This is a genomic window from Dysgonomonas mossii DSM 22836 (assembly GCF_000213575.1).
Taxonomy (GTDB): Bacteria; Bacteroidota; Bacteroidia; order Bacteroidales; family Dysgonomonadaceae; genus Dysgonomonas; species Dysgonomonas mossii.
In genome coordinates this window covers 416,598-441,179 of the sequence record NZ_GL892005.1, presented here as the reverse complement: position 1 = coordinate 441,179, position 24,582 = coordinate 416,598, and the positions used below count along the sequence as shown (strand labels likewise).

Sequence of the window (24,582 nt, the reverse complement as noted above, 5' to 3'; positions counted from 1 at the left end):
ATGAAGTTCTACAAACTATTTTTATTATTATTTATTTTTTCATGGAGTGAACTTTCTGCTCAAGATAAACAGAACGAATGGCAATACTATTTCGATAAGCCGTCATCTATTTGGGAAGAATCGATCCCACTGGGAAATGGCAGAATAGGGATGATGCCTTGGGGTGGAGTAGAAAGGGAACGAGTCGTACTAAATGAAATTTCTCTATGGTCGGGCAACAAACAGGATGCTGATAATCCGGAAGCTTATAAATATCTGGGTGAAATAAGAAGACTTCTGTTTGAGAAAAAGAATAAAGAGGCTCAGGAGTTAATGTACAAAACTTTCACCTGCAAAGGCAAAGGAAGTGCAGGTTTGGAATACGGTAAATTTCAGATTTTTGCGAATCTGTATGTAGACTTTCTATACCCTGACAAATCTGAAGCGACACAGTATAAAAGAGTGCTGGACATGAATAATGCACTATCTACTGTTTCTTTCTCAAAAAATGATGTAGAATACAAACGAGAATACTTTACGTCTTTCTCGAACGACATCGGATTGGTAAAATATACGGCAAGTAAGTCGGAAGCATTAAGCCTAAAAATATCATTGCAACGTGATGAGAATTTTAAAACTTATGCCAGCGGCAATACACTTTATATCTTCGGACAATTGGAAGCAGGAGAAAACCATTCGGGAATGAAATATTTGGGAATGGTGAAGGTGATAAACAAAGGAGGGAAATTATCTGCGACAGACAAAGTAATTGACATAAAGAATGCAAATGAAGTCACCCTATATGTTTCATTAGCGACCAACTACAACGGTACGAATCATGAAAAAGTAGCTTCTGACCTATTGAACAATGCCGGAGTAAATTATGAGAAACTAAAAAAGAAACATATTGCAAAATATCAGGCTCTATTTAATCGTGTAGACCTGACTTTAGAAAAAAATAAGAATTCCTCACTAGCAATAGATAAGCGACTGGAAGCATTTGCAACAGACAAAACGGATTATAATCTGGCTGCCTTATATATGCAGTATGGTCGTTATCTATTGATATCGTCTACCCGAGAGGGAGGCCTCCCTCCTAACCTGCAAGGGTTGTGGGCTCCACAAATAAACACTCCTTGGAATGCTGATTATCATTTGAATATCAATCTACAGATGAATCTTTGGGGAGCTGAAATGTTTAATCTTTCTGAGCTCCACAAACCGACTATCGAGTTTGTGAAATCACTGGTAGAGCCGGGAGAAAAAACAGCAAAAATATATTATAACAGCCGTGGATGGGTAGTTCATATTTTGAGTAATGTATGGGGCTTCACGTCTCCCGGAGAACATCCTTCATGGGGAGCAACCAACACGGCCGGCGCATGGATGTGCCAGCATCTCTGGGAACACTACCTTTATACTCAGGACAAAGAATATCTAAAATCGGTATATCCTACAATGAAAAGTGCTGCTTTATTCTTTGAAGATATGCTGATCGAAGACCCTAACAACGGCTATTTGGTTACTGCCCCGACTACTTCTCCTGAGAACGCTTACATAACACCATCGGGAGACGTGGTAAGTATCTGTGCGGGCTCAGCGATGGACAATCAGATTATTCGCGAATTATTTACAAACGTGGAGAATGCCGCAAAAATATTAGAAGTAGATAATGAATGGATCAAAGATATTTCAGCGAAGAAAGAACGACTAGCACCTACTTCAATCGGGAAATACGGACAGGTAATGGAATGGCTCGAAGATTATGAAGAGAGTGAAATCCACCATCGCCATGTATCGCAACTGTATGGACTTCATCCGGGAAATGAGCTTACGTATGAAAAGACTCCCGAACTGATGGAAGCTGCTAAAGTCACCTTGACAAGACGAGGTGATCAGTCTACAGGATGGTCTATGGCATGGAAAATTAATTTCTGGGCACGGCTCAAAGACGGAAATAAAGCTTACAAACTGATTGGCGACCTGTTGAAACCCGCTGAAAATAACTGGGGTACGTATCCAAATCTGTTCAGTGCACACCCTCCGATGCAAATAGATGGCAACTTTGGCGGATCAGCCGGAATAGGGGAAATGCTTCTACAAAGCCACGAAGGTTTTATAGAACTACTGCCGGCTATACCCGACGGGTGGAAAGACGGAGAAGTAAGAGGCATGAAAGTAAGAGGGGGTGCAGAAATCTCCTTTAAATGGAAAGATAACAAGATCCAAAATATACATATCACGGCAACTACAAACAATCAGTTTGTAATAAAACTACCTAGCGGAAAGCCTTTGATAGCGGGAACAAGCAAATACAAAGTAGAAGGTGATAAATTATATCTGACCTTGAATAAGGGAAATAAAATTGAAATTACGTTAAACAAATAAATATTAAACAATTACAGAAAACATGAAGAAATTATTTTTTTATGTATTATTCAGCTTACTCTTATTGCAAGCCAACGGACAAACAAAACAGATTCCGGTCTACCTTGACGATAGTAAACCTATGGAGCTCAGAATAGAAGATGCTCTATCAAGAATGACTCTAGAAGAAAAGATTGCGATGATACATGCTCAATCTAAATTTAGTACACCCGGAGTTCCTCGTCTTGGTATTCCTGAAATATGGATGAGCGACGGCCCTCATGGAGTGCGTATGGAAATAGACTGGGACACATGGAACCATGCAGGATGGACAAACGACTCATGTACAGCTTTCCCTGCATTAACATGTTTGGCTGCGACATTCAACCCCGAGCTTTCTCTGAAATACGGAAATGCATTGGGAGAAGAAGCTCGTTTCAGAAAAAAAGAAATGATTCTTGGACCGGGTGTAAATATTTATCGCACGCCAATGAATGGTCGTAACTTTGAATATATGGGAGAAGATCCTTACCTAGCTTCAAAGATGGTCGTTCCTTTTGTCAAAGGAGTACAACAAAACGGAGTGGCTGCCACTATGAAACACTTTGCCCTAAATAACCAAGAACTATGGCGCGGGCATATCGACGTGGAAGTGAGCGACAGAGCGTTGTATGAAATATACCTACCTGCATTCAAAGCAGGAGTAGAAGAAGGTAAGGTATGGGCAATAATGGGTTCTTATAACAAATACAGAGGTCAATATTGCAGCCATCACGAAAGACTTATCAATCAGATACTAAAAGGAGAATGGAAATATGACGGTGTGGTAGTTACAGACTGGGGAAGTGCTCACGACACACGTGAAGCAGCATTGTACGGTCTTGATATAGAAATGGGAACTTGGACTAACGGGCTCACATGGGGTCAAAGTTTTGCTTACGACAATTACTATCTGGCAAAACCATATCTGAAGATGTTGGAAAAGGGCGAATTACCGATGTCTACCCTCGATGATAAAGTTCGTAGAGTATTACGTCTAAATTTGAGAACCAATATGGACAGAAACCGTCCATACGGTAGTTTTACTACACCCGAACATGCAGCTGTAAGCCGTGAAGTGGCAGAACAAGGTATTGTATTGATGAAAAATACAAATAACTTTTTCCCGATAGCTAAAGACCGTTACAAAAAAATTGTTGTAATCGGCGAAAATGCAACCCGCTCACTAACAGTAGGCGGAGGATCGTCTGAACTGAAAGTAAAGAAAGAAGTTTCTCCTCTCGAAGGATTGAAAATAAAATATGGTGCTGATAAGGTATTCTACACAATGGGGTACGGTTCAGGACCTAGCGTATACGATCATTTCATTCCATCTCCGTACAATGCAGATTCATTGAAGCGAGAAGCTTTGGCTTTGATTAAAGATGCAGACGTTGTTTTATTCTTCGGAGGGTTAAACAAAAACTATCAACAAGACTGCGAAGGCGGAGACCGTACTTCTTACGACCTGCCATTTGGTCAGAACGAACTGATCGAAGACTTGTTGAAGGTAAATAAAAACATGGGAATCGTTATCGTCAGTGGAAATGCCGTGGCTATGCCGTGGCTGGATAAAGTACCTGCCTTGATGCAATCATGGTATCTTGGTTCGGAAGCAGGAAATGCTACAGCGAATGTAATTGCAGGTGACATCAATCCTTCCGGAAAGTTACCATTCAGTATTCCGAAGAAGCTAGAAGATAACGGTGCTATATCTTTCGGTACAATTTCCTATCCGGGAGATAGCATCAAACAGATATACAAAGAAGATATCTTGGTTGGTTATCGTTGGCACGATACAAAGAAAATTCCGGCTTTATTTCCTTTCGGCTATGGATTGTCTTATACCACATTCGAGTATGGTAAAGCTTCTACAGATAAGAAAGAATACAGTAAAAATGACGAAATTAAAATAAGCCTAACTCTTACTAACAAAGGAAACGTTGACGGTGCAGAATCGGTACAGATATATGCATCACAGCAAAAACCTTCGATGGAACGCCCTGCTAAAGAATTGAAAGCTTTCAAAAAGGTTTTCTTAAAAGCCGGAGAGACTAAAAATGTAGAATTGTCAATACCAGTCAAAGACCTTGCTTTCTTCAATGACAAAGCACACGAATGGGTAGTAGAATCGGATAAGTTCACATTGCATTGTGCTGCATCATCTGCCGATGTAAAAAGCTCTGTAACAATAAATGTGAAGTAAAATTATCTTTACATAGGAATCTGACAGAAATGGAAAGGTGACAAACAGAATCTTTAAAAAAAGTGTCACTTTTGTCACCTTTTCATTATATTAAATTGAAAAACAACCACATAACAGAATACCATGAAAAGCGTTTTTAGAACATTCTTTCTCTTTTGCCTCACTACTTTGTTGATCAGTCAGGCTTTTTCGCAAACAGGATATAAAAATCCTATAATCCCGGGCTTTAATCCCGATCCCAGTGTTTGCAGAGTAGGAGACGATTTTTATCTTGTAACTTCGTCATTCGAATATTTTCCGGGGCTACCTATCTATCATAGCAAGGATTTGATAAACTGGAAACAGATAGGACACTGCCTAACGAGAGATTCGCAGTTGTCATTACACAAGGTTTCAGCATCGGGAGGACTATATGCTCCGTCCATACGTTACCACGACGGACTATTTTATGTCATTTGTACAAACGTATCGGACAAAGGTAATTTTTACTGTACCGCTACCGATCCGGCCGGACCTTGGAGCGACCCTATCTGGGTAGATATAAAAAGCATAGATCCTGACATTTTCTGGGATGAAGATGGTAAAACATATTTTGTAACTCAAGGTGACGAGGGTATCCGAGTTACCGAGATCGATATCAAAACAGGTAAGGTATTATCTCCCGAACGCCTTGTTTGGGGCGGCATAGGAGGTCGTTTCCCCGAAGCTCCACATATCTACAAAAAAGATGGTTTCTATTATCTTTTGCTCGGTGAAGGAGGAACAGAATATATGCACAGCGCTACAATAGGACGCAGCAAGAATATATTCGGCCCTTACGAATCGTGTCCATTAAATCCGATACTGACTCATGCCAACCGAAGAGGGCAAGGCAATACCATACAGGGTGTCGGACATGCAGATCTTGTACAGGCAAAAGACGGCTCTTGGTGGATGGTATTCCTAGGATTCAGAGTAACTCATCAATGGGCATATTATCATGTGCTGGGACGTGAAACATTCTTAGCTCCTGTAGACTGGCCTAAAGGCGGCTGGCCACAAGTGAACGGAAACGGAACTGTTTCACTAAACATGGACGTTCCTACCCTCCCAATTTATCCTGTAGAAAAAGCAGCTATACGTACAAACTTTGATGCTGATAAACTGGGTTTCGAGTGGCAATATCTACGTAATCCTATCAGAGAAAACTATTCGTTGACAGAAAAGAAAGGGTGGATAAGAATTAGCACTTCTCCATATACATTGAACGAAACTGAGGCAATATCAATGATCTGCCGCCGACAAACAGAGCATGATTTCAGGGCTGAAACTCTATTAGAGTTCAATTCATCTGCTAATAACGAAGAAGCGGGAATGACATTGATACAAAATAATACGCATCATTACGACTTGTTATTGAAAAAGTCGGGCAGTCAGTATATAGTACAATTACGTGTAAAAGTAGGATCTCTGTCTTACATTGCCGGAGAAAAACAGGTTAAAAGTAATAAGCTGAAATTAAAAATTGAAGGCACACCTTCGCAATACGCTTTTTATTGCGCAGAAGCCGATAGCGATAACTTCAACGAATTGGGAAGGCTAGACACCCGATACCTGAGTACTGAGGTTGCAGGTGGATTTACAGGAGTGATGATAGGGCTCTACACCTCTTCGAATGGGAAACCAAGTAAGGCTAAAGCTTATTTTGATTGGTTCGATTACGATGTAAAAAGATAATATAAGATGAAGGTGGAATAATTGCTATTGTTTTCTTTTTCATGTTGAACGAAGTGAAACATCTCGTGTATTCAAAGTCGAGATTCTTCGTTACACTCAAAATGACAAAAAGAGAGCAACAACGATTATTTCACCTTTTTACTGTATCAATAGATATTCCCTTTCGCTACATCTATAAACAGTTCAGAAAGTTTCCGGCTCACAGCATCAGCGTATTTTCTACCTTTCTCTGCTGTTGATTTTCTAGGATTACCAATCCCTGTATCATGAGAGACCTTCGCCCAATTTCTTGGTGTCCAGCCAATACCTTCCCGGAGAGATTCAGCACTAAAGGGTTTAGACGCTCCGTCTCCGGCAACAGATAGGTTCACCAACTCGGGATGATAATGCATCATCATTGAGGTTTCCATTTCGCCGGCATGGTCGTCTTTTTCTTCAAAATATCCGGTCTGAGGAACAATGGCGAACAGATTACTTATCACAATCAAAAAATCAGGATATTGAACAGCCAGATCACGTATCATATTCTTAAAGCTATTCCCACCATGTCCGTTTACAATAACAAGTTTATGCACCCCTTGATAGTTCAGCGAAGAGACGATATCCGATAGTATAGCTTTTTGCGTCTCATAACCGGCATGCAAACAAAAAGGTAATTCTCTTTGCCCCGGATTCTGCGATCCAAGATGTATTACAGGCAATACCATTCCTTTCACTTTCTGTTTTTCGTATGCCTTAATGACGGCATCTACTGACAAATCGTGAGCCAGATAGCAATCTGTCATATAAGGCAAATGATAATTATGAGGCTCGGTAGCACCCCATGGTTGCACTGCATAATCATACTTTTCATTCTTCGTGTCGTTGTATATCGCTGACAACATATCAAATCGTGAGTTCATATCCTTGCTTTTTTATTATTTGTAAAGATAACAATAGCTTTTTATCTTTGTTGGGTAAAAAACAAACAGATGAAAGAAAAGATCATAGAGCTCAGAAAAATACTCCCCATACCAATGGGAGAAGCCATGCAAATATTGAAAGAGAATGATAATGATGTAGAAAAATGCGTCCACCTATTCAAAGCTAAATCGATAAAGGAAATACAATCCCTTACCGGCTGTGACGAAGAAACGGCTAATAAGTATTATGAAGCAGAGAAGTACGATTTCAACAGGACGGTATCGGCTATAAGGGAAGATCTTTTCGACAAGAACTATATACATATAGAGGGAGTAACTAAAGAGAACATCAGTTTGATATACCAATGGCTAAGACTGATCGAAGATAAAGACTTCGGGCTGTCATTAGACTTCTCATACCTCAATGCCGTATTGGATACATTGCTGTTGATCCCTCCATTGAAAGAGACAGCAGAAGCAATCCTAAAGGCAAAAGATGCTAAGGATATCATTTTTGAAGGATATTCAGACACCGACAGTCTGGACGAGTTTGTTCGCCGCTACAAAAAGCTTGATGACAACGAGGAGTTTCAAAAAGCAGACCGTATAGTAAGCTTAAAACTCACCATTATAAGAGAAGAGTTGATGCGACATGCACGAAACTTATAACAGGTTACTCTGTTATAAGAAGCATATCATTTTCATCGAACTGCCAAGAATCAGCATAAGCAACCTCCCAATAATATCCATCTAAGTCTTGGAAGTATCCGCTATAACCTCCCCAAAAAACACCTTGGGGATTTTTTATTACCTTACCTCCAAAGCTCTCCACATTGGCGAATATAGCATCTACTTCATCCTTCGATTTTGCATTGTATGCCAATGTAAATCCCGAGAACCCTGTTTTTAGCTCAGGTGTAGCTGAACTGTCGATATCCTCCGCTAACATTTTCAGGGGGTAAAGAGCTAATTTTGTCCCGCCGTTATTAAAAAAGACAATTGCAGGATTGTCCTCTGTATTGGGAGTTGAAAAACCAAGCTTCTTATAAAACGCACAAGAAGCCTTTACATCTTTTACTCCCAGTGTAATAATATTTATCCGATTCATTATAGTAATTCTTTAATATCCCCAAATATAAGATTATATATTGTATAACAAAAGAGGAGTGAATACGTCCACTCCTCTTTCAAAAAATATTTAAGAGAATTTATTTTGCTATTGCTTTCAATTTTTCTTTTTCTTTATCCACTTCAAAAGCTATAGTCCCATTTTCAGCGACTCCACCTGAAAGGATCAACTCGGCAATCTCATCTTCCACGTAGTTCTGAATAGCACGTTTCAACGGACGAGCACCAAATTGTACATCATAACCTTTATCTGTAAGGAAATCCTTCGCTTCCTGACTTAGCTCAATAGTATATCCTAGCTCCGACATACGTTTATAGAAGCCTTTCAGTTCTATATCGATGATCTTCTCGATAGAAGATTTGTCTAACTGATCGAATGTTATTATGTCATCTACACGATTCAGAAACTCGGGCGAGAAAGACTTATTCAATGCCTTTTGAAGTACTCCTCTCGAGAATTCTTTGTTAGCAGCAGATTGCTTATTGAAACCGATACCTCCTCCAAAATCTTTCAACTGACGTGTACCTACATTGGAAGTCATAATCAATATCGTATTCTTAAAGTCTATCTTACGTCCCATGCTATCAGTCAAGTGACCTTCGTCCATCACCTGCAACAAGATATTATACACATCGGGATGCGCCTTTTCTATCTCATCGAGCAATACCACCGAATAAGGTTTGCGACGTACTTTCTCGCTCAACAATCCGCCTTCTTCGTATCCCACATATCCCGGAGGTGCTCCGACCAAACGTGATACATTGAATTTCTCCATGTATTCACTCATGTCTATACGGATAAGGGCATCGACAGAGTCAAACAATTGTTCTGCAATCTTCTTAGCTAAGTGAGTCTTACCTACACCTGTAGGCCCAAGGAACATAAATGAACCAATCGGACGGTTAGGGTCTTTAAGACCTATACGGTTACGCTGAATAGCTTTTACGATTTTACTTACAGCCTCATCTTGCCCAATTACAGCAGCTTTCAGGCTATCTTTCATACCTACAAGCTTCAAACCTTCCGACTCACCGATACGTTGTACCGGCACGCCGGACATCATAGAAACCACTTCAGCCACCATTTCGGCGTCTACTGTTTCCGGTTTTTCTTTCAACGATGCTTTCCAGTCTACTTCAGCCTTGTCAAGCTTAGCCATCAATTGACGTTGTGTATCTCGAAAACTCGCTGCCAATTCATATTTCTGTGCTTTTACAGCTTCCCCTTTTTGCTCTATCACATTTTTGAGTTCACTCTCGATTTCTTCAATTTCTACAGGCACCTGTATATTTGCAATATGCATACGTGAACCTGCTTCATCCAAAGCATCGATCGCTTTATCGGGGAAATTACGATCTGTAATATATCTATCTGTGAGTTTTACACAAGCCTCGAGTGCGCCTTCAGTATATTTCACATTGTGATGCTCTTCGTAACGTTCTTTGATATTATGCAATATCTGGAGTGTTTCTTCTGCTGTGGTAGGGTCTACCATCACCTTTTGGAAACGACGTTCTAAAGCTCCGTCTTTTTCTATATTTTTACGATATTCATCGAGGGTAGTTGCACCAATACATTGTATTTCGCCTCTGGCCAAAGCCGGTTTCAACATATTTGCAGCATCCAGTGAGCCTGTAGCTCCCCCCGCTCCTACTATCGTATGTATCTCGTCAATAAACAATATAATATTAGGATTCTTTGACAACTCGTTCAAAATAGCCTTTATTCGTTCTTCAAATTGTCCACGATATTTGGTTCCGGCTACAACCGAAGCCATATCAAGGGCAATAACACGCTTATCGAACAATACCCGAGATACTTTTTTCTGTACGATTCGTAATGCCAAACCTTCAACGATAGCAGACTTACCAACCCCCGGTTCTCCTATTAATATAGGATTGTTTTTCTTACGACGGCTGAGAATCTGAGCTAAACGTTCAATTTCTTTTTCACGACCGACAATTGGGTCTAGCTTATTTTCCAAAGCCGACTTCGTCATGTCTATACCGAAATTATCGAGTACAGGCGTATCTGTAGCCTGACGAGGCTGTTGTGTACCAACGTTCGAGTTTCCACTGCTTATTGGTTCATCATCCTCATCGTCATCATCCGTAAAGTCGGCCCCCATACGAGGCGACTGCTTTTTATTTTCATGCATTATATCACCCATACTTTTTATATAAGTGAAAGCTCCGTTATAATCCATATGATATTCTTCCAACAGCATCGCCGCTATATTGTCATGATCTTTAAGAATGGCAAGAAGTAAGTGCTCGGAGTCAGTTTCCTGACTTTTTGTAAGCCTGGCTTCAAGTATACTCATCTTTAAAATCTTTTCTGTACTTTTACTTAATACGACTTCACTGTTTGGATATGCATCTTCCTGCTGCTTTAATATATTATTATCAATACTATCTTTTAATTCAACCAAATCTATTCCAAAATCCTTTAATGCCTGTATGGCCAATCCTTCTGCATTACGAAGTATACCAAGCATCAAATGTTCGGGTGCCAGATAATTGGTTTGAAGACGTCCGGCCTCCTCACGGCTATACCCCATGATTTTACGAACTCTTTGTGAAAAATTATTTTCCATAACCGTCTTATTTGATGTTCTTTGCATATGTTGCAAATATAGGCTTTATTTCTAATAGCCTTTTAGATTAAAATAAAATATCTATTTATAATATTGAAACAAAAACTATGCCATAATGTTTTTTAGATACTTGCTAAATTTATTCTTTAAATGATAAAAAGTTCTTCAAGCAGATAATCTTTTAATAACAACTTAACCTCTCTGTGTCAGCTTTGTAACAATTACGATCTAAATTTATGCTATAGAATTAGAGAGCTAATTGAGTTTTAATGAATAATAAGATCTATTTATAAATCAAGCATACTAATAACAAATATAAATATTTGTAAGGTCTTACTCATAAAAACCCCGTGTTTAAATTCCATATAAATAGTTAATATCTCTTATGCTATTCTTTAACTCAAAAAAATCAGATAGTTATAATTTTGATGAACTATTTACGAAAACAAATATATTACATTTTGATTCTAAAAACGAAACAATAAAATTATATTAATGTTAAAATTATATTTTTTATATCATTAAGTTTGTTTTATAAAAAATTATACATACTTTTGTAAAGTATTTTTCATGGTATTAGATTTATGGTTAGGAGTGAAGATTGGTTGTCGTGAGACAACCATTCCTATTTTATAGCAATCTATACACATTTGAATGCATAACACTCAATCAGAATTAGCTTCTCTAAAAGTTTTATATATCTTTGCAGCCCAATATAGACCAAGCGTCTAATATCTTTAATTACAACTAAAAACTACAGTTTATGAATTTTAGAGTTTTAACATTCTTCCTTTGCGGAATAATAGCAATTAGTTTATCAGCTCAAAAAAAAGCAACCAAAACAGAGCTTGAAGCTTCAAATATTATTTCGTTCGGAAATTCTGTCATTAATTTAGGAAATTCCTATTCCCAAACCATTGGAAACTTTCGTTCTCTTCTTAACACTACAGATGGTAATATCGATATTTATTCAAAAAATCCTAACAGGATGTTATATGCCGTTAATTGTGCTGTTAATACAGTTCAACAAGATCAGTTAGCCACCTATTCAAAGGCTCTTAAACCGGGACTAACCTTTCCTGAAAAGGAGAGTATTATAGAGTCTGTGAATGAAGGAAAAAAAGACATTGAAGAATTAACTAGATGGTGCGAGCAAATGAAACAATATTTCTCCGGTAAAGAATACGAGAAAGATAGTGATTTTGAGAAATATGTCATTATGCGCGATAGTTTTAACTACTATATCGACAAAGCGTCCAAATCATGGAGCAATGCCTCACAATTAGCGTCCGATGCGGGAAACAGAGCAGAGTTACTTTTATTAGAAAAAAGTCCGTTAGCCTCTTTTGTTATTTCTATGAAGAAGGATCTATATTCATTGGAAAGTATCTTCAAAATGTTTAGCAATCCTACAATGACTCCAGATGCCATAAAAGCAGCAATCACAACTTTGGAGGAATCGATAAGTAGTAATGAAAATCCACAAAACAAAGATTTCTCAAAGCTGTCAGATATATATTATAAAGAAGTTTTTCAAACTTTTTATAGAAACTGTGCATCATCCGCAAACACCTTAAAAAGCCTTGCCAACAGACTGGATAATGAAAAAGACCCTGAAGTTTTAAACAGTTGGTTTAGAACTGCAGGTTCCGATTATAGCAAAGCGATAGAAGAATATAATAAATTTATAAACCAATAAATTTATCAATATTTACAAATAGAGGCTTTCAAAATTTAGAAAGCCTCTATTTTTTTATATCTACTACTTTTTCTAAAGAATGCTTTACTCCATAATTTGTATCTTTGTAGTCTATGGAAGATACTTTCAGAACAATAACGGAATTATCTAAAGCAATATACACTGACAAAAGGAGTAAATTTATTGCTTACGCCATTCCTGTGCAATCTACAGAAGAAGCCAAGAATGAAATAGATAAGCTTCGCAAAGAATATTATGACGCTCGACATGTTTGCTGGGCATATATGCTAGGAGCCGACCGCAAGGAATTCAGATCAAACGACGACGGAGAACCATCCGGAACAGCAGGAAAACCAATACTAGGACAGATAAACTCGAATGATCTTACAAATATCTTAATTGCTGTAGTCCGTTACTTTGGCGGAATAAAACTAGGTACTAGCGGGCTCATAGTGGCCTACAGGGAAGCTGCAGCGGAAGCTATTGCAGCGGCAGAGATTATTGATAAAACTGTAGACTTACAAGTATCGTTCACTTTCGAGTATCCATATATGAATGATGTGATGCGACTGATAAAAGAGATGGAACCGAAAATATTGCTTCAAGATTTCGATATGAACTGTAGTATGACACTAGAAATTAGAAAAGCTCAATACGACGAATTGGTAAGCAGGTTAGAAAAAGTAGAAAGTCTCCAATTCGCAGATAAAAAATAAGGTAAGCTTTTATGAGCTTACCTTTTTCTATTTTTAGTCTTTTTTCCTTCTGAAACTTGCATCAAATTTACTTCGATCAAAAATTTCATATCGAGGCAAAGTAGGCGTATAATCATCATCATCCCACAATGTACTTGTGATCATAAGATCCGCGCTATAGCGATTACAAGCAATTGGCACGTTGTGCACACGGCATTGGCGCAACAACATCATTATATCGGCTTCATGGGGTTGAGGATTTAAATCATCTATCAAGAAAATAGCCAAGTCCACCTCATGACGCACTACCATTGCAGCAATCTCAGCATCACCACCCAATGGACCCGAGTTCATACGGGTAATATCTGCTTTTATTCCTTTTTCTTCAAAGGCTTCTTTAATAAGAGTTCCTGTTGTTCCGGTACAAACCAATTGGTGTTTTGACAAGAAGTCTGAATTATAATAACACCATTCTACCATATCCGCTTTGCGGTGATCATGTGCCACCAGGGCTATTGTTAGTCTTTTTCTCATATTTGTCGATAGTTATATGTAATCATTATTTCAAAGATACAATATTTATGTTGCTTTTCTATAACGATGCAATTAAACTTATAAAAACAACAAAGAGGACACTTATGCACCCCCTTCTATATTATTATCTATTATTATCCGTTTAGTTTCTTCCTCCCTTACGCCATGCAGTACTATAATAACCTTCGAGCAAAGAGCTTACAATCACTCCTTTTTTTATCGAGGCATGTATAAATTTACCGTCTCCGATATATATACCAACGTGATTAATGTATTTCTTTCTGAAGGTAGAGAAAAACACCATGTCGCCCGGTTCTAAATCCTCTTTATTGGTGATTGTTTCTTTTACATTCTTTGCTATTGTTGTACTAACTCTATCAAGTTGCTGACCAAATACAGTTTTATATATAATATTCGTAAAACCGGAACAGTCAACAGCTTTGCGGCTCATTCCACCTCTACGATAACGTGTCCCCAGCCAATCGGCTACCTCACGATATAAATCTAAGTTGTCTGGATTTTTAATCGATATTCCTAATTGAGAAGAAAGCTCTTGCATTTCTTTTTGTTCTATCATTCTGCGCCTCATCACTTCCATAGACACTGCAGCGCTAGCACCTGCATCCGCTAACAAGGCATCTGAACTTGGCACATTATATTTAGAATTCTCAAATATTTTATCAAACACAGGTAAGGAAACTTTATCCCCTGTATTTGTTGTTACAGACATATTTTGTGAAGACTGTACCACTTTCACCGATTTGGGAGTATGAGATACACTCGTTTTTGATTTCTTTTTCCCTGCTTTTGATTTCTTTGGTGTAACAGCAGAAACCGGCGTAAAAGCCATGGAGCACATTAACAAAAATGTTGATATTCCTAGTATACGTTTCGAAATTGACATGCTGTTTTATTTTTTAGCCGAATAAAAATAGGAAATTCAGTCTAAAGAAACAGGAACTTAGCAAAAGTTTTATAGAATTTTAAGTTCTGGTGAGCTATTTTTTTAATCTACCGCCTTTCTTCCATGTACGTTTATAATAATCCTCATCCAGATGACTTACTATGACACCATTAGAAGTAGAGGCATGGATAAAGCGTCCATCTTTTAAATAAATACCGACGTGGCTTATTTTATTTCTACCCGAGGTGGCAAAGAAAACAAAGTCTCCGGCCTCTAACCCTCGTTTAGATACATTATGCATTTTCATTTTCGACTGATCTGTCGTAGAACGAGGTATTGATTTCCGATATACTTTCTGATAAATAAGATAAGCAAAACCGGAACAGTCTAATCCTCTTCTCGATAACCCGGCATAACGATAAGGAACGCCCAACCATTGCGAAACTTCGGCATAGAGAGGCATATTACGATCATCATCTTTATCAATATTACTTAATCCAATACCCAGTTTAGAGGAAAGCTCTGCCACCTCACGAGGATCGTATAAAAGTTTGCCTTGTGGTTTTTGTGTACCACAGGAAGACAATAAGACAACCAGTAATATAAAAACAGAAACACATCTGCCAACTACTCTAAACATAACATTAATAAGTTCTTGACATAAAGATAGAAAATTATTAAAAATAAAAGCGATTTCTGTCTCCAGAAACCGCCTTCTAAATATAATAAAAAGATTAATTAACAAGATTCTATTTTTTAGTACCAGAGAAAGTTACAGGTATTGCTGTAGGAAGTGCTTTTGTTACACTTATCGATAAATCGAGTTTTTTATCTACTACTGTCCCCGAAACCTTAACATCAGCTTTTACTTCCTGACCTCCTATAGAAAGTTTTACTTCATTTGTAGTTTCTTCTAATTTTATAGATGTACCACTTTTAGAAGTCGGAACATTCGCCACTGATATAGTTCCTAAATCTAGCCCTGCAAAGGAAAAATTCTCCAATACCATTTTCACCTTATTTTCGGCAGTTCTTTCCAGCTTCACATCTTGAGTTACAGACGGTATTTCGGGAAGATCTATAGTCAGAGTACCATTATACGTTGCAGCTACTTCCTTAGCATAATCTACTTTGTCATTATCGTCATCATCACTACAAGCTGTAAAAGCAAGACTTAATGAAAAAACAAACATCAATAAGCAAATAAATTTTTTGTTCATAATTAGGAATTTTAATTAATAAAAGAGTTAATTTGTGTCATGTCTATAATTTTGCTGATATAAAGGTAAGATTACTTATAGAGTCCCACCCTCATTTTTAACAAAAAAAGATACACATTCCTAATTTTAAACGATTATTAACAATGCCTATTTTGAACTCAAGAACTCATCAATATGCTGAGCTGTCTTGCGTCCCGATGCGATGCTTGTTACCACTAAGGATTGACCGCTTACACAATCTCCTGCACCAAAAACCTTTGATATATTTGTAGCCCGATTCTTATCGGTCATTACATTACGGCGAACATCATCGGTTTTTATATCCAACTCTTGCAGTAAGCCTTCTTGTATAGGATGAACAAAGCCAAGGGCAAGAAACACAAGATCTACTTTATGAATCTCAGACGGTCCAACTTCTTTCATAACATGGCGACCATTTTCGTCTTTCTCCCAAGCCACTTCTACAAGTTCCACGGCTGTCAGTTTACCATCCTCTCCAATAAAACGTTTTGTATTTAACGCCCAGCGACGCTCACAACCTTCCAAATGAGACGAAGAAGTTTTCAGCACTACCGGGAATGGATTAGGCCAAGGATTTTCTATTTCTTCCAGCTTTGCCGGTTTAGGCAATATTTCTATTTGCAGTATATTCGCTGCGCCCTGACGATTCGCTGTACCGATACAATCCGAACCCGTATCACCACCACCAATAACAAGTACATTCTTACCTTTGGTATCAATCACCTGATCGGCTGGAACAGATTCTTTTGCGATCAGCTTATTCTGCGCTGTAAGGTACTCCATTGCATAGTAAACACCTTTCAGCTCACGCCCTTCGACAGGAAGATTACGAGGCACTTGCGAGCCTATAGCCACACATACAGCATCATAATCTTTCAAGATATCTTTTCCTTTCACATCTTTTCCGATCTCTGTATTTACTACAAACTTCACACCCTCAGCCTCCATTAGCTTCAATCGGCGATCTATAATATTTTTATTCAGCTTAAAATCAGGAATACCAAAACGAAGCAAACCTCCGATATGAGAGCTCTTCTCATACACTGTTACTTCATGTCCTTTCTGATTTAGCTGATTAGCAACAGCAAGGCCGGATGGACCAGAACCAATCACCGCAACTTTTTTACCCGAACGATGAGCCGGAACTTTAGGCTGTATAAATCCTTCTCCGAAAGCATGCTCGAGAGCCGACGCTTCGTTTTCGCGGATAGTTACAGGGGCACGGTGTATAGAAAGCACACACGATTTTTCACATGGTGCGGGACAAATACGTCCTGTAAACTCCGGAAAGTCGTTTGTCTGCATCAACACTTCTGCTGCCAGCTTCCAGTTTCCCTTATATATATATTCTTGCCATTCGGGCATTTTATTTCCTAACGGACATCCCCAGTGGCAAAAAGGTATGCCACAGTCCATACAACGTGACGCTTGTTCACGCCTATCTTCGCTATTTAGTGTTTGTTCTACTTCACCAAAGTCGAGGATACGTTCCTGAGCAGGACGATACCCTGCGTCTTTTCTTTTTACTGTCAAAAATGCTTTTGGATTTCCCATGATTCGTACTCCTCCTTTTAATAATCAAATTCTACTTGTGCTATTTTTTTCTTAATAGCTTCTAATTTTTCATCTTGTAACACTTTCTTATACTCGATAGGAGTCACTTTCATAAATTTCTCCACTTCGGTATTCCAGTTATCAAGAATATATTTAGCCAGAGGACTATTTGTATAGTTATAATGATTGGTTATCAACTGACGAAGTTCACGGCTATCGTAAGTATCTTCTATCAGTGTCAACTCTACCATTTGCATATTGCAATAGTAATCAAAATCTTCATCTATATTATATACATAAGCCACACCGCCACTCATACCGGCAGCAAAGTTGCGTCCTGTCTTGCCGAGCACCACAGTACGGCCTCCTGTCATATATTCACAACAGTGGTCTCCTGCACCCTCAACAACGGCGACAGCTCCACTATTACGCACGCAGAAGCGTTCCCCTACTCGTCCGTTGATGTATATTTCACCCGATGTAGCACCATATAGCAATGTATTACCTGCAATAATATTTTCTTCTGGCTTAAATGTGGATGTTGTTGGCGGCACAATGATAATCTTACCACCCGACAAACCCTTACCCACATAGTCATTTGCATCACCTTCCAACTTGAAGGTCACACCATGCGCAAGGAATGCACCAAAACTTTGTCCGGCCGAACCTGTGAATGTAAACTGAATAGTATCTTCAGGAAGACCTGCATTGCCATATTTCTTTGCAATCTCACCCGAAAGCATCGCTCCCACAGTACGGTTCGTATTCTTTATTGTCTTGGTCATTACCGTTGGCATAGCTTTATCGATAGCCATACGAGAGGTAGTGATCAATGAAATATCGAGCGCATCATCCAACTTATGTTCCTGATTTTTTATATGATGAATAGCATTTTCTTTTGCTTCTACAGGAAAATACATCAGACGAGACAAGTCTAGTTTTTCAACTTTCTTATTTGCATCACTCTTCATATATTTCAACAAATCGGCACGCCCTACCACCTCATCAAGCGATTTCACTCCCAAAGCAGCCAAGTGTTCACGTACTTCTTCTGCTAAGAAATTGAAATAATTGATAAGATACTCGCTACGCCCCATAAACTTCTTCCTCAATTCTTCGTTTTGTGTAGCAACACCTACAGGACAAGTATTTAAGTGACACTTACGCATCATTATACACCCCAATACAATCAAGGCACTTGTTGCAAACCCAAACTCTTCAGCTCCAAGCATTGCCGCAACAATGATATCATGTCCGGTTTTTAGCTGACCGTCAGTTTGTAAATATATCTGACCACGAAGCCCATTCAATACTAACGTTTGTTGAACCTCTGCTAAACCAATTTCCAAAGGAAGACCCGCATGCTTGATAGAGCTGGCAGGACTTGCTCCTGTACCACCTTCACATCCACTGATAACGATGCGATCCGCTTTAGCTTTGGCAACACCCGCAGCAATTGTACCCACACCACTCTCTGAGACTAATTTCACACTAATCTGAGCAGCAGGATTTACATTTTTAAGATCAAATATCAATTGAGCCAAATCCTCGATTGAATATATATCATGATGAGGAGGAGGCGAAATCAGAGAGATTCCGGGGATTGAGTGACGAGTCTTAGCGATAATTTTATCTACCTTAAAGCCCGGTAACTGTCCTCCTTCTCCGGGTTTTGCTCCCTGAGCTATTTTTATTTGTAATTCATCTGCATTAACCAAATACTCTGTTGTAACACCAAAGCGACCGGAAGCAACTTGCTTGATAGAAGAACGGGCATTGGTTGCAAAACGTTCAGGCAACTCACCACCTTCTCCGGTATTGCTTTTACCGCCGATAGCATTCATCGCTACAGCCATTGCCTCATGCGCTTCACGACTGATAGAGCCAAAAGACATAGCCCCTGTCACAAAGCGTTTTGTAATAGCTGACACTGGTTCTACTTCCGAAATATCAATCGGTTTCTTAGAAGGATCAAAATCTAAGAAATCACGTAAAAATATCTTCTCCGGTTTTTTATCAATAGAGTCGGTATATTCTTTAAATTTCTTATAACTACCCAAACGTGTAGCCATCTGAAGATTCATGATCGTTTCAGGATTCCATGCGTGATATTCACCATTGCGGCGCCATGCGTATATACCCTGACTTACTAATGACGGGTCGATAAAGTCACTCTCAAAGGCTTCATAAAAAGCTTCGATTGTATCGCTTGCTATATCATTGATATCAATACCCTCGATCTTAGATGTAGTCCCTTTAAAGTATTTATCTATAACCCCTGTACTGATTCCCACAGCCTCGAAAATCTGAGCACCAATATAGCTTTTCAGTGTAGAGATACCCATCTTGGACATGGTTTTCAACAAGCCTTTATTTATAGACTTCACATAGTTCTTCATCGCTGTATGAAAATCTAAGTGAATATCTCCTTTTTTAACAAGATCTTCTATCACAGCTAAAGCCAAATATGGATTCACGGCATTAGCTCCATAACCAAATAATAAAGCAAAATGCATCACCTCACGTGGTTCTGCCGATTCTACCACTATATCTATCTGCATGCGTTTGCGGCGTTCTATCAGATAATGATGAACTGCCGAAACAGCCAATAATGAAGGAATGGCGGCATTATCCGGATTTACCCCTCTATCGCTAAGTACAATATAGTTACTACCGCTATCTACGGCCTTTTCTGCATTGCGACACATTTGCTCTATCGCTTTTTCCAGTCCGGCTCCACCTTGTTTAGGGTCGAATAGCATCGGAATGATTTCCGCCTTAAAGCCTTTATATCCAAGATGCACTAACAAATCTAGCTCTCTGTTTGATAAGAAAGGATTCGATAGCCCAACCATTTTGGTGTGTTCCGGCATTGGTTCGAGTATATTTTTATGAAGCGAACCGATATATCCGGCAAGAGACATCACCAGTTCTTCACGAATAGGGTCGATCGGCGGATTTGTTACCTGAGCAAATAATTGGCGGAAATATGTAAATAAGCGCTGTGGCTTGTTTGATAAAACAGCGACAGGCGCATCGTTTCCCATAGATGCAGTAGGCTCTTTGCCTTCTACAGCCATTGGCGTCATTATCTTTTCTATATCTTCTTTGTAGTATCCAAAAACTTTCAGCAGCTTATCGTAGTTATCCACGCTATATTTTGGTGCACGCCCCGAAGATATATCATCTAATGAGATACGGTTCTTAGATAGCCATTCGCGATACGGATATGCTTTTGCTAGGTTTTCTTTCAGCTCTGCATCATATTGTATTGTTCCTTTCTCGGTATCTACCATCAGTATTTTACCGGGACGAAGGCGACCTTTTTCTTTTATTTCGGATGGTTCGAATGGCAATACTCCCATTTCGGAAGCAACAACCATAACGTCATTATGTGTTATCAAATAACGGGCAGGGCGCAAGCCATTACGGTCTAACAATCCCCCGGCATAACGTCCATCCGAGAACAATAGTGTAGCCGGCCCATCCCAAGGCTCCATAAACAAGCTATGATATTCATAGAAAGCTTTCAAGTCGTCAGATATCGGATTCTGATCGTTCCATGATTCGGGCACCATCATTGCCATTGCATGAGGCAAGGATTTTCCTGACATGACAAGGAATTCCAACACATTATCGAATGACGCACTATCACTCATAAACGGCTGAACAATTGGCCACAAGTCGTTGATATTCCCTAGCAAATCTGATTTCAATATGCTCTCACGAGCTTCCATCCACAGGCGATTGCCCTTTATCGTATTGATCTCACCATTATGAGCGACCATGCGGAACGGGTGCGCCAAGTCCCATGTAGGAAACGTGTTGGTACTGAAACGTGAGTGCACCAAAGCAATAGCACTTGTGAGATGCGGGTTCAGCAAATCGGGATAATAATGCCTAAGCTGCTCAGACGACAACATACCTTTATATATAAGGCGTTTTGTAGACAAGCTTACAATATAGAAAGCTCGCTTAGTCTCTAATGAGAATATTTTAGAGTTGAATATTTCTTTTTCTATTTTCTTACGGAGTAAATAGAGTTTGTGCTCTAATTCATCCTGAGAAAGACCTTCTTCTCCGAGTACAAATATTTGTTTTATATGAGGCTCATTCGACTTTGCCATATCTCCCAATATTTCACTATTGACAGGTACATCGCGAACAGCCAAAAGCTTCAAGCCTTCTTTATCTATATATTGCGTGAGTGTTATCATACACGATTCCATCTCAGCCTCACCTTTCGGCAAGAAGACCAATCCGGTTCCGTAGTGCCCTTTCTCAGGGACAGGTATCCCCTGTAGAAGTATAAACTCGTGCGGTATTTGTAACATAATACCGGCACCATCACCGGTTTTATTATCGGCGTTTTCTGCCCCACGGTGAGTCATGTTCTCCAATACACGGAGACCATTCTCAACGATAGCATGTGATTTTGCACCCTTCATATGCAACACCATACCTACCCCACACGCATCGTGCTCGTAGTTTGGGTCATATAGTCCGTGCTGTATTGCTGATCTTAAATCTTGCATAGTCAATAGTTGATATGTGAATGAAAGAATTTTCGGGTTCTATCCTAATTTATTTACAGTGACAAATGTAAGAATTTCGCTTCAATAAATTTTCTTTTTGATTTAAAAATGCACATTTTTAATAAAAAATCTATATTTAATCGATTTTATTTAACAAAAGAACATAAAAAGAAACAAATTAAAGACTCCGAAATAAATAATTCAGCTTGTTTTATTTCATATTTATACTCGCAAGTTCAAAGTCTGTATAAAAAAAAGAAATCCCGACTCATTAGAGATCGGGACTTCTTTTTCCTTATAATGTTTAATTATCGTATAAACAATAATTCTCTATATTTAGCCAATGGCCACATTTCATTATCAACAATCAATTCAAGCTTGTCGATATGATAGCGGATTTCGTCCAAATATGGTGCTACATTATCATGATAAGCAACGGCTTTCTCACGTTCGCTCTCGATGTTATTAGCCGCTTTACGAGCATCTATCATTTCATGAACTTTTGCGTTCACGGCATTTACATGCGTAGATACTTTTTCTATCAAACGGATTTGCTCTGCGCCAAGAGTCTTGTAGTCGTCAGAGATGTCTTTTAGCTTAGAAACATTTGTCAACAATATAGATTGGTATGAAATCGCTACAGGAATGATATGATTTAAAGCCAAATCACCTAATACACGCGATTCTATCTGGATTTTCTTTGTATACATTTCCCACTTCACCTCGTTACGAGCATGAAGCTCTACTTCAGATAAAATACCGGCAAATGTTTTGATGCTTTGTTTTGAAGTATAGCTATCGTAGATAACAGGAACGCTTGTTTCGCAATCCAATTTGCGTTTTTTAGCTTCTGCTTTCCATTCTTCGCTATATCCATTACCATTGAAACGGATAGAACGAGATTCTTTGATATACTTCTTCAATACTTCGTAAAGAGCCTCTTCTTTCGATTTGCCTTTACTGATTAGTGCGTCAACTTCGTCTTTAAACACTCTTAGCTGTTCTGCAACAGAAGCATTTAGGGCTGTCATAGCAGAAGCACAGTTAGCAGAAGAACCTACGGCACGGAACTCGAAACGGTTTCCTGTAAATGCAAATGGAGAAGTACGGTTACGGTCTGTATTATCCAAAAGGATTTCAGGAATTTGACCTACACCCAAGCTAATCTGTTTCTTATTATCAACAACGATAGCATCTTTTACAGAACTCTTCTCAAACTTATCAAGAATATCGCTAACCTGAGTACCCAAGAATACCGATATGATAGCAGGAGGAGCTTCGTTTGCACCAAGACGGTGAGCATTTGTAGCTGAAGAGATTGAAGCCTTCAACAGCCCGTTATTCTTATAAACCGCAGCCAAGATATTAACCACAAATGTGATAAAACGAAGGTTTTCTACTTTATCCTTACCCGGAGAAAGAAGATTGATTCCTGTATTCGTAGCTAGAGACCAGTTGTTATGCTTACCCGAGCCATTGATTCCTTTGAATGGTTTTTCGTGGAATAAGATACGGAAAGAGTGCTTGCGAGCCACTTTATCCATCACAGACATAACCAAAAGGTTGTGGTCTACAGCAAGATTACATTCCTCATATATAGGAGCTAGCTCAAACTGATTTGGAGCTACTTCGTTGTGACGAGTTTTTACAGGAATACCCAAAGCATATGCTTCGTACTCAAGCTCTTTCATAAAACGTTGAACACGTTCAGGGATTGAACCAAAGTAGTGGTCTTCCAACTGCTGATTTTTTGCACTTTCGTGACTCATCAAGGTTCTTCCTGTCAAAGCCAAGTCAGGACGAGCCATAAACAAGTCTTCGTCAACAAGGAAATATTCTTGTTCCCATCCAAGGTTAGATATTACCTTTGTTACATCTTCATTAAAATACTGAACCACACCTGTTGCAGCTTTATCTACCGCAGCAAGAGCTTTCAACAGAGGAGTCTTATAGTCAAGAGCTTCACCTGTATACGATATAAAGATAGTAGGGATACACAGTGTTTCGCCTACAATAAATGCAGGGGACGATGGATCCCAAGCGGAATAACCACGTGCTTCGAATGTATTACGAAGACCTCCTGACGGAAAGCTTGAAGCATCAGGTTCTTGCTGTGCAAGAAGCTTTCCTTCAAATTCTTCAATCAGTCCACCATTACCATCATGCTCAACAAAAGCATCATGCTTTTCGGCAGTACCATCTGTCAACGGATGAAACCAGTGAGTATAGTGTGTTACACCATTTTCCAGAGCCCACATACGCATTCCGGCTGCAACATGCTCTGCCAGATTACGATTTACAGATTGTCCTTTTTCAATTGCATCATTAAGCGCTTTAAAAGTTTCTTTCGAAAGATATTTGGTCATAGCTTTACGATTGAACACCTTTTCCCCGTAATACTCTGAAGTTTTACTTTTAGGTTTCTCTACCTCAAGAGGCTTTCGCTCTGAGGCCAGTGCTACTGCTTTAAAACGTAACTTTGTCAT

Annotated in this window: 16 protein-coding genes; 6 read left to right on the top strand and 10 right to left on the bottom strand. The window is 39.0% G+C overall.

The genetic code is table 11. The annotated features are described in order from the left end of the window. The 3 genes from HMPREF9456_RS05465 to HMPREF9456_RS05455 all read left to right on the top strand — a co-directional run bounded on the left by HMPREF9456_RS05465 (position 1) and on the right by HMPREF9456_RS05455 (position 6,307). Positions 1–2,367: a glycoside hydrolase family 95 protein gene (locus HMPREF9456_RS05465; RefSeq protein WP_006842479.1), complete on the top strand. Its 2,367-nt coding sequence runs from the start codon at positions 1–3 to the stop codon at positions 2,365–2,367. Positions 2,368–2,389: 22 nt separating this feature from the next. Next, a complete protein-coding gene (locus HMPREF9456_RS05460; protein WP_006842478.1) occupies positions 2,390–4,591 on the top strand; it encodes a beta-glucosidase in 2,202 nt (733 codons plus the stop codon). Between the two features lie 123 nt (positions 4,592–4,714). Then, a complete protein-coding gene (locus tag HMPREF9456_RS05455; RefSeq protein ID WP_006842477.1) occupies positions 4,715–6,307 on the top strand; it encodes a glycoside hydrolase family 43 protein in 1,593 nt (530 codons plus the stop codon). Between the two features lie 146 nt (positions 6,308–6,453). Here the strand turns inward: HMPREF9456_RS05455 and HMPREF9456_RS05450 are convergent, their stop codons facing one another. Continuing rightward, a complete protein-coding gene (locus HMPREF9456_RS05450) occupies positions 6,454–7,209 on the bottom strand; it encodes a creatininase family protein (protein ID WP_006842476.1) in 756 nt (251 codons plus the stop codon). Between the two features lie 69 nt (positions 7,210–7,278). Between HMPREF9456_RS05450 and HMPREF9456_RS05445 the strand changes: the two genes are divergently transcribed. Beyond that, a complete protein-coding gene (locus tag HMPREF9456_RS05445) occupies positions 7,279–7,878 on the top strand; it encodes a hypothetical protein (RefSeq protein WP_006842475.1) in 600 nt (199 codons plus the stop codon). Between the two features lie 4 nt (positions 7,879–7,882). Here the strand turns inward: HMPREF9456_RS05445 and HMPREF9456_RS05440 are convergent, their stop codons facing one another. Together HMPREF9456_RS05440 and HMPREF9456_RS05435 are read right to left on the bottom strand one after the other, a co-directional pair. Further along, positions 7,883–8,317 carry a VOC family protein gene (locus tag HMPREF9456_RS05440; protein ID WP_006842474.1) on the bottom strand — a complete coding sequence of 145 codons (435 nt, stop codon included), beginning with the start codon at positions 8,315–8,317 and terminating at the stop codon, positions 7,883–7,885. A gap of 100 nt (positions 8,318–8,417) precedes the next feature. Then, on the bottom strand, positions 8,418–10,934 hold the full coding sequence (locus HMPREF9456_RS05435; protein WP_006842473.1) for an ATP-dependent Clp protease ATP-binding subunit: 2,517 nt from the start codon (positions 10,932–10,934) through the stop codon (positions 8,418–8,420). Positions 10,935–11,697: 763 nt separating this feature from the next. On the opposite strand from HMPREF9456_RS05435, the gene HMPREF9456_RS05430 reads away from it, so the two are divergent. Next, on the top strand, positions 11,698–12,633 hold the full coding sequence (locus tag HMPREF9456_RS05430) for a hypothetical protein (RefSeq protein WP_006842471.1): 936 nt from the start codon (positions 11,698–11,700) through the stop codon (positions 12,631–12,633). A gap of 113 nt (positions 12,634–12,746) precedes the next feature. Then, positions 12,747–13,349, top strand: a complete 603-nt coding sequence (locus HMPREF9456_RS05425; protein ID WP_006842470.1) for an IMPACT family protein — start codon at positions 12,747–12,749, stop codon at positions 13,347–13,349. 33 nt (positions 13,350–13,382) lie between these two features. Here the strand turns inward: HMPREF9456_RS05425 and HMPREF9456_RS05420 are convergent, their stop codons facing one another. From HMPREF9456_RS05420 to HMPREF9456_RS05390, 7 genes are all read right to left on the bottom strand, one after another. Beyond that, positions 13,383–13,862, bottom strand: coding sequence for a methylglyoxal synthase (locus tag HMPREF9456_RS05420; protein ID WP_006842469.1), 480 nt, complete (start codon positions 13,860–13,862; stop codon positions 13,383–13,385). A gap of 142 nt (positions 13,863–14,004) precedes the next feature. Further along, on the bottom strand, positions 14,005–14,766 hold the full coding sequence (locus HMPREF9456_RS05415) for a C40 family peptidase (protein ID WP_006842468.1): 762 nt from the start codon (positions 14,764–14,766) through the stop codon (positions 14,005–14,007). 94 nt (positions 14,767–14,860) lie between these two features. After that, positions 14,861–15,406: a C40 family peptidase gene (locus HMPREF9456_RS05410; RefSeq protein WP_006842467.1), complete on the bottom strand. Its 546-nt coding sequence runs from the start codon at positions 15,404–15,406 to the stop codon at positions 14,861–14,863. Positions 15,407–15,515: 109 nt separating this feature from the next. Further along, on the bottom strand, positions 15,516–15,986 hold the full coding sequence (locus tag HMPREF9456_RS05405; RefSeq protein ID WP_006842466.1) for a calycin-like domain-containing protein: 471 nt from the start codon (positions 15,984–15,986) through the stop codon (positions 15,516–15,518). A 147-nt stretch (positions 15,987–16,133) separates the two neighbouring features. Further along, the gene (locus HMPREF9456_RS05400) at positions 16,134–17,561 is read right to left on the bottom strand and encodes a glutamate synthase subunit beta (protein WP_006842465.1); all 1,428 of its coding nucleotides are present in this window, start codon (positions 17,559–17,561) and stop codon (positions 16,134–16,136) included. A gap of 17 nt (positions 17,562–17,578) precedes the next feature. Further along, positions 17,579–22,096, bottom strand: a complete 4,518-nt coding sequence (gene gltB / locus HMPREF9456_RS05395) for a glutamate synthase large subunit (protein WP_006842464.1) — start codon at positions 22,094–22,096, stop codon at positions 17,579–17,581. Between the two features lie 308 nt (positions 22,097–22,404). Then, positions 22,405–24,582: a glutamine synthetase III family protein gene (locus HMPREF9456_RS05390; protein ID WP_006842463.1), complete on the bottom strand. Its 2,178-nt coding sequence runs from the start codon at positions 24,580–24,582 to the stop codon at positions 22,405–22,407.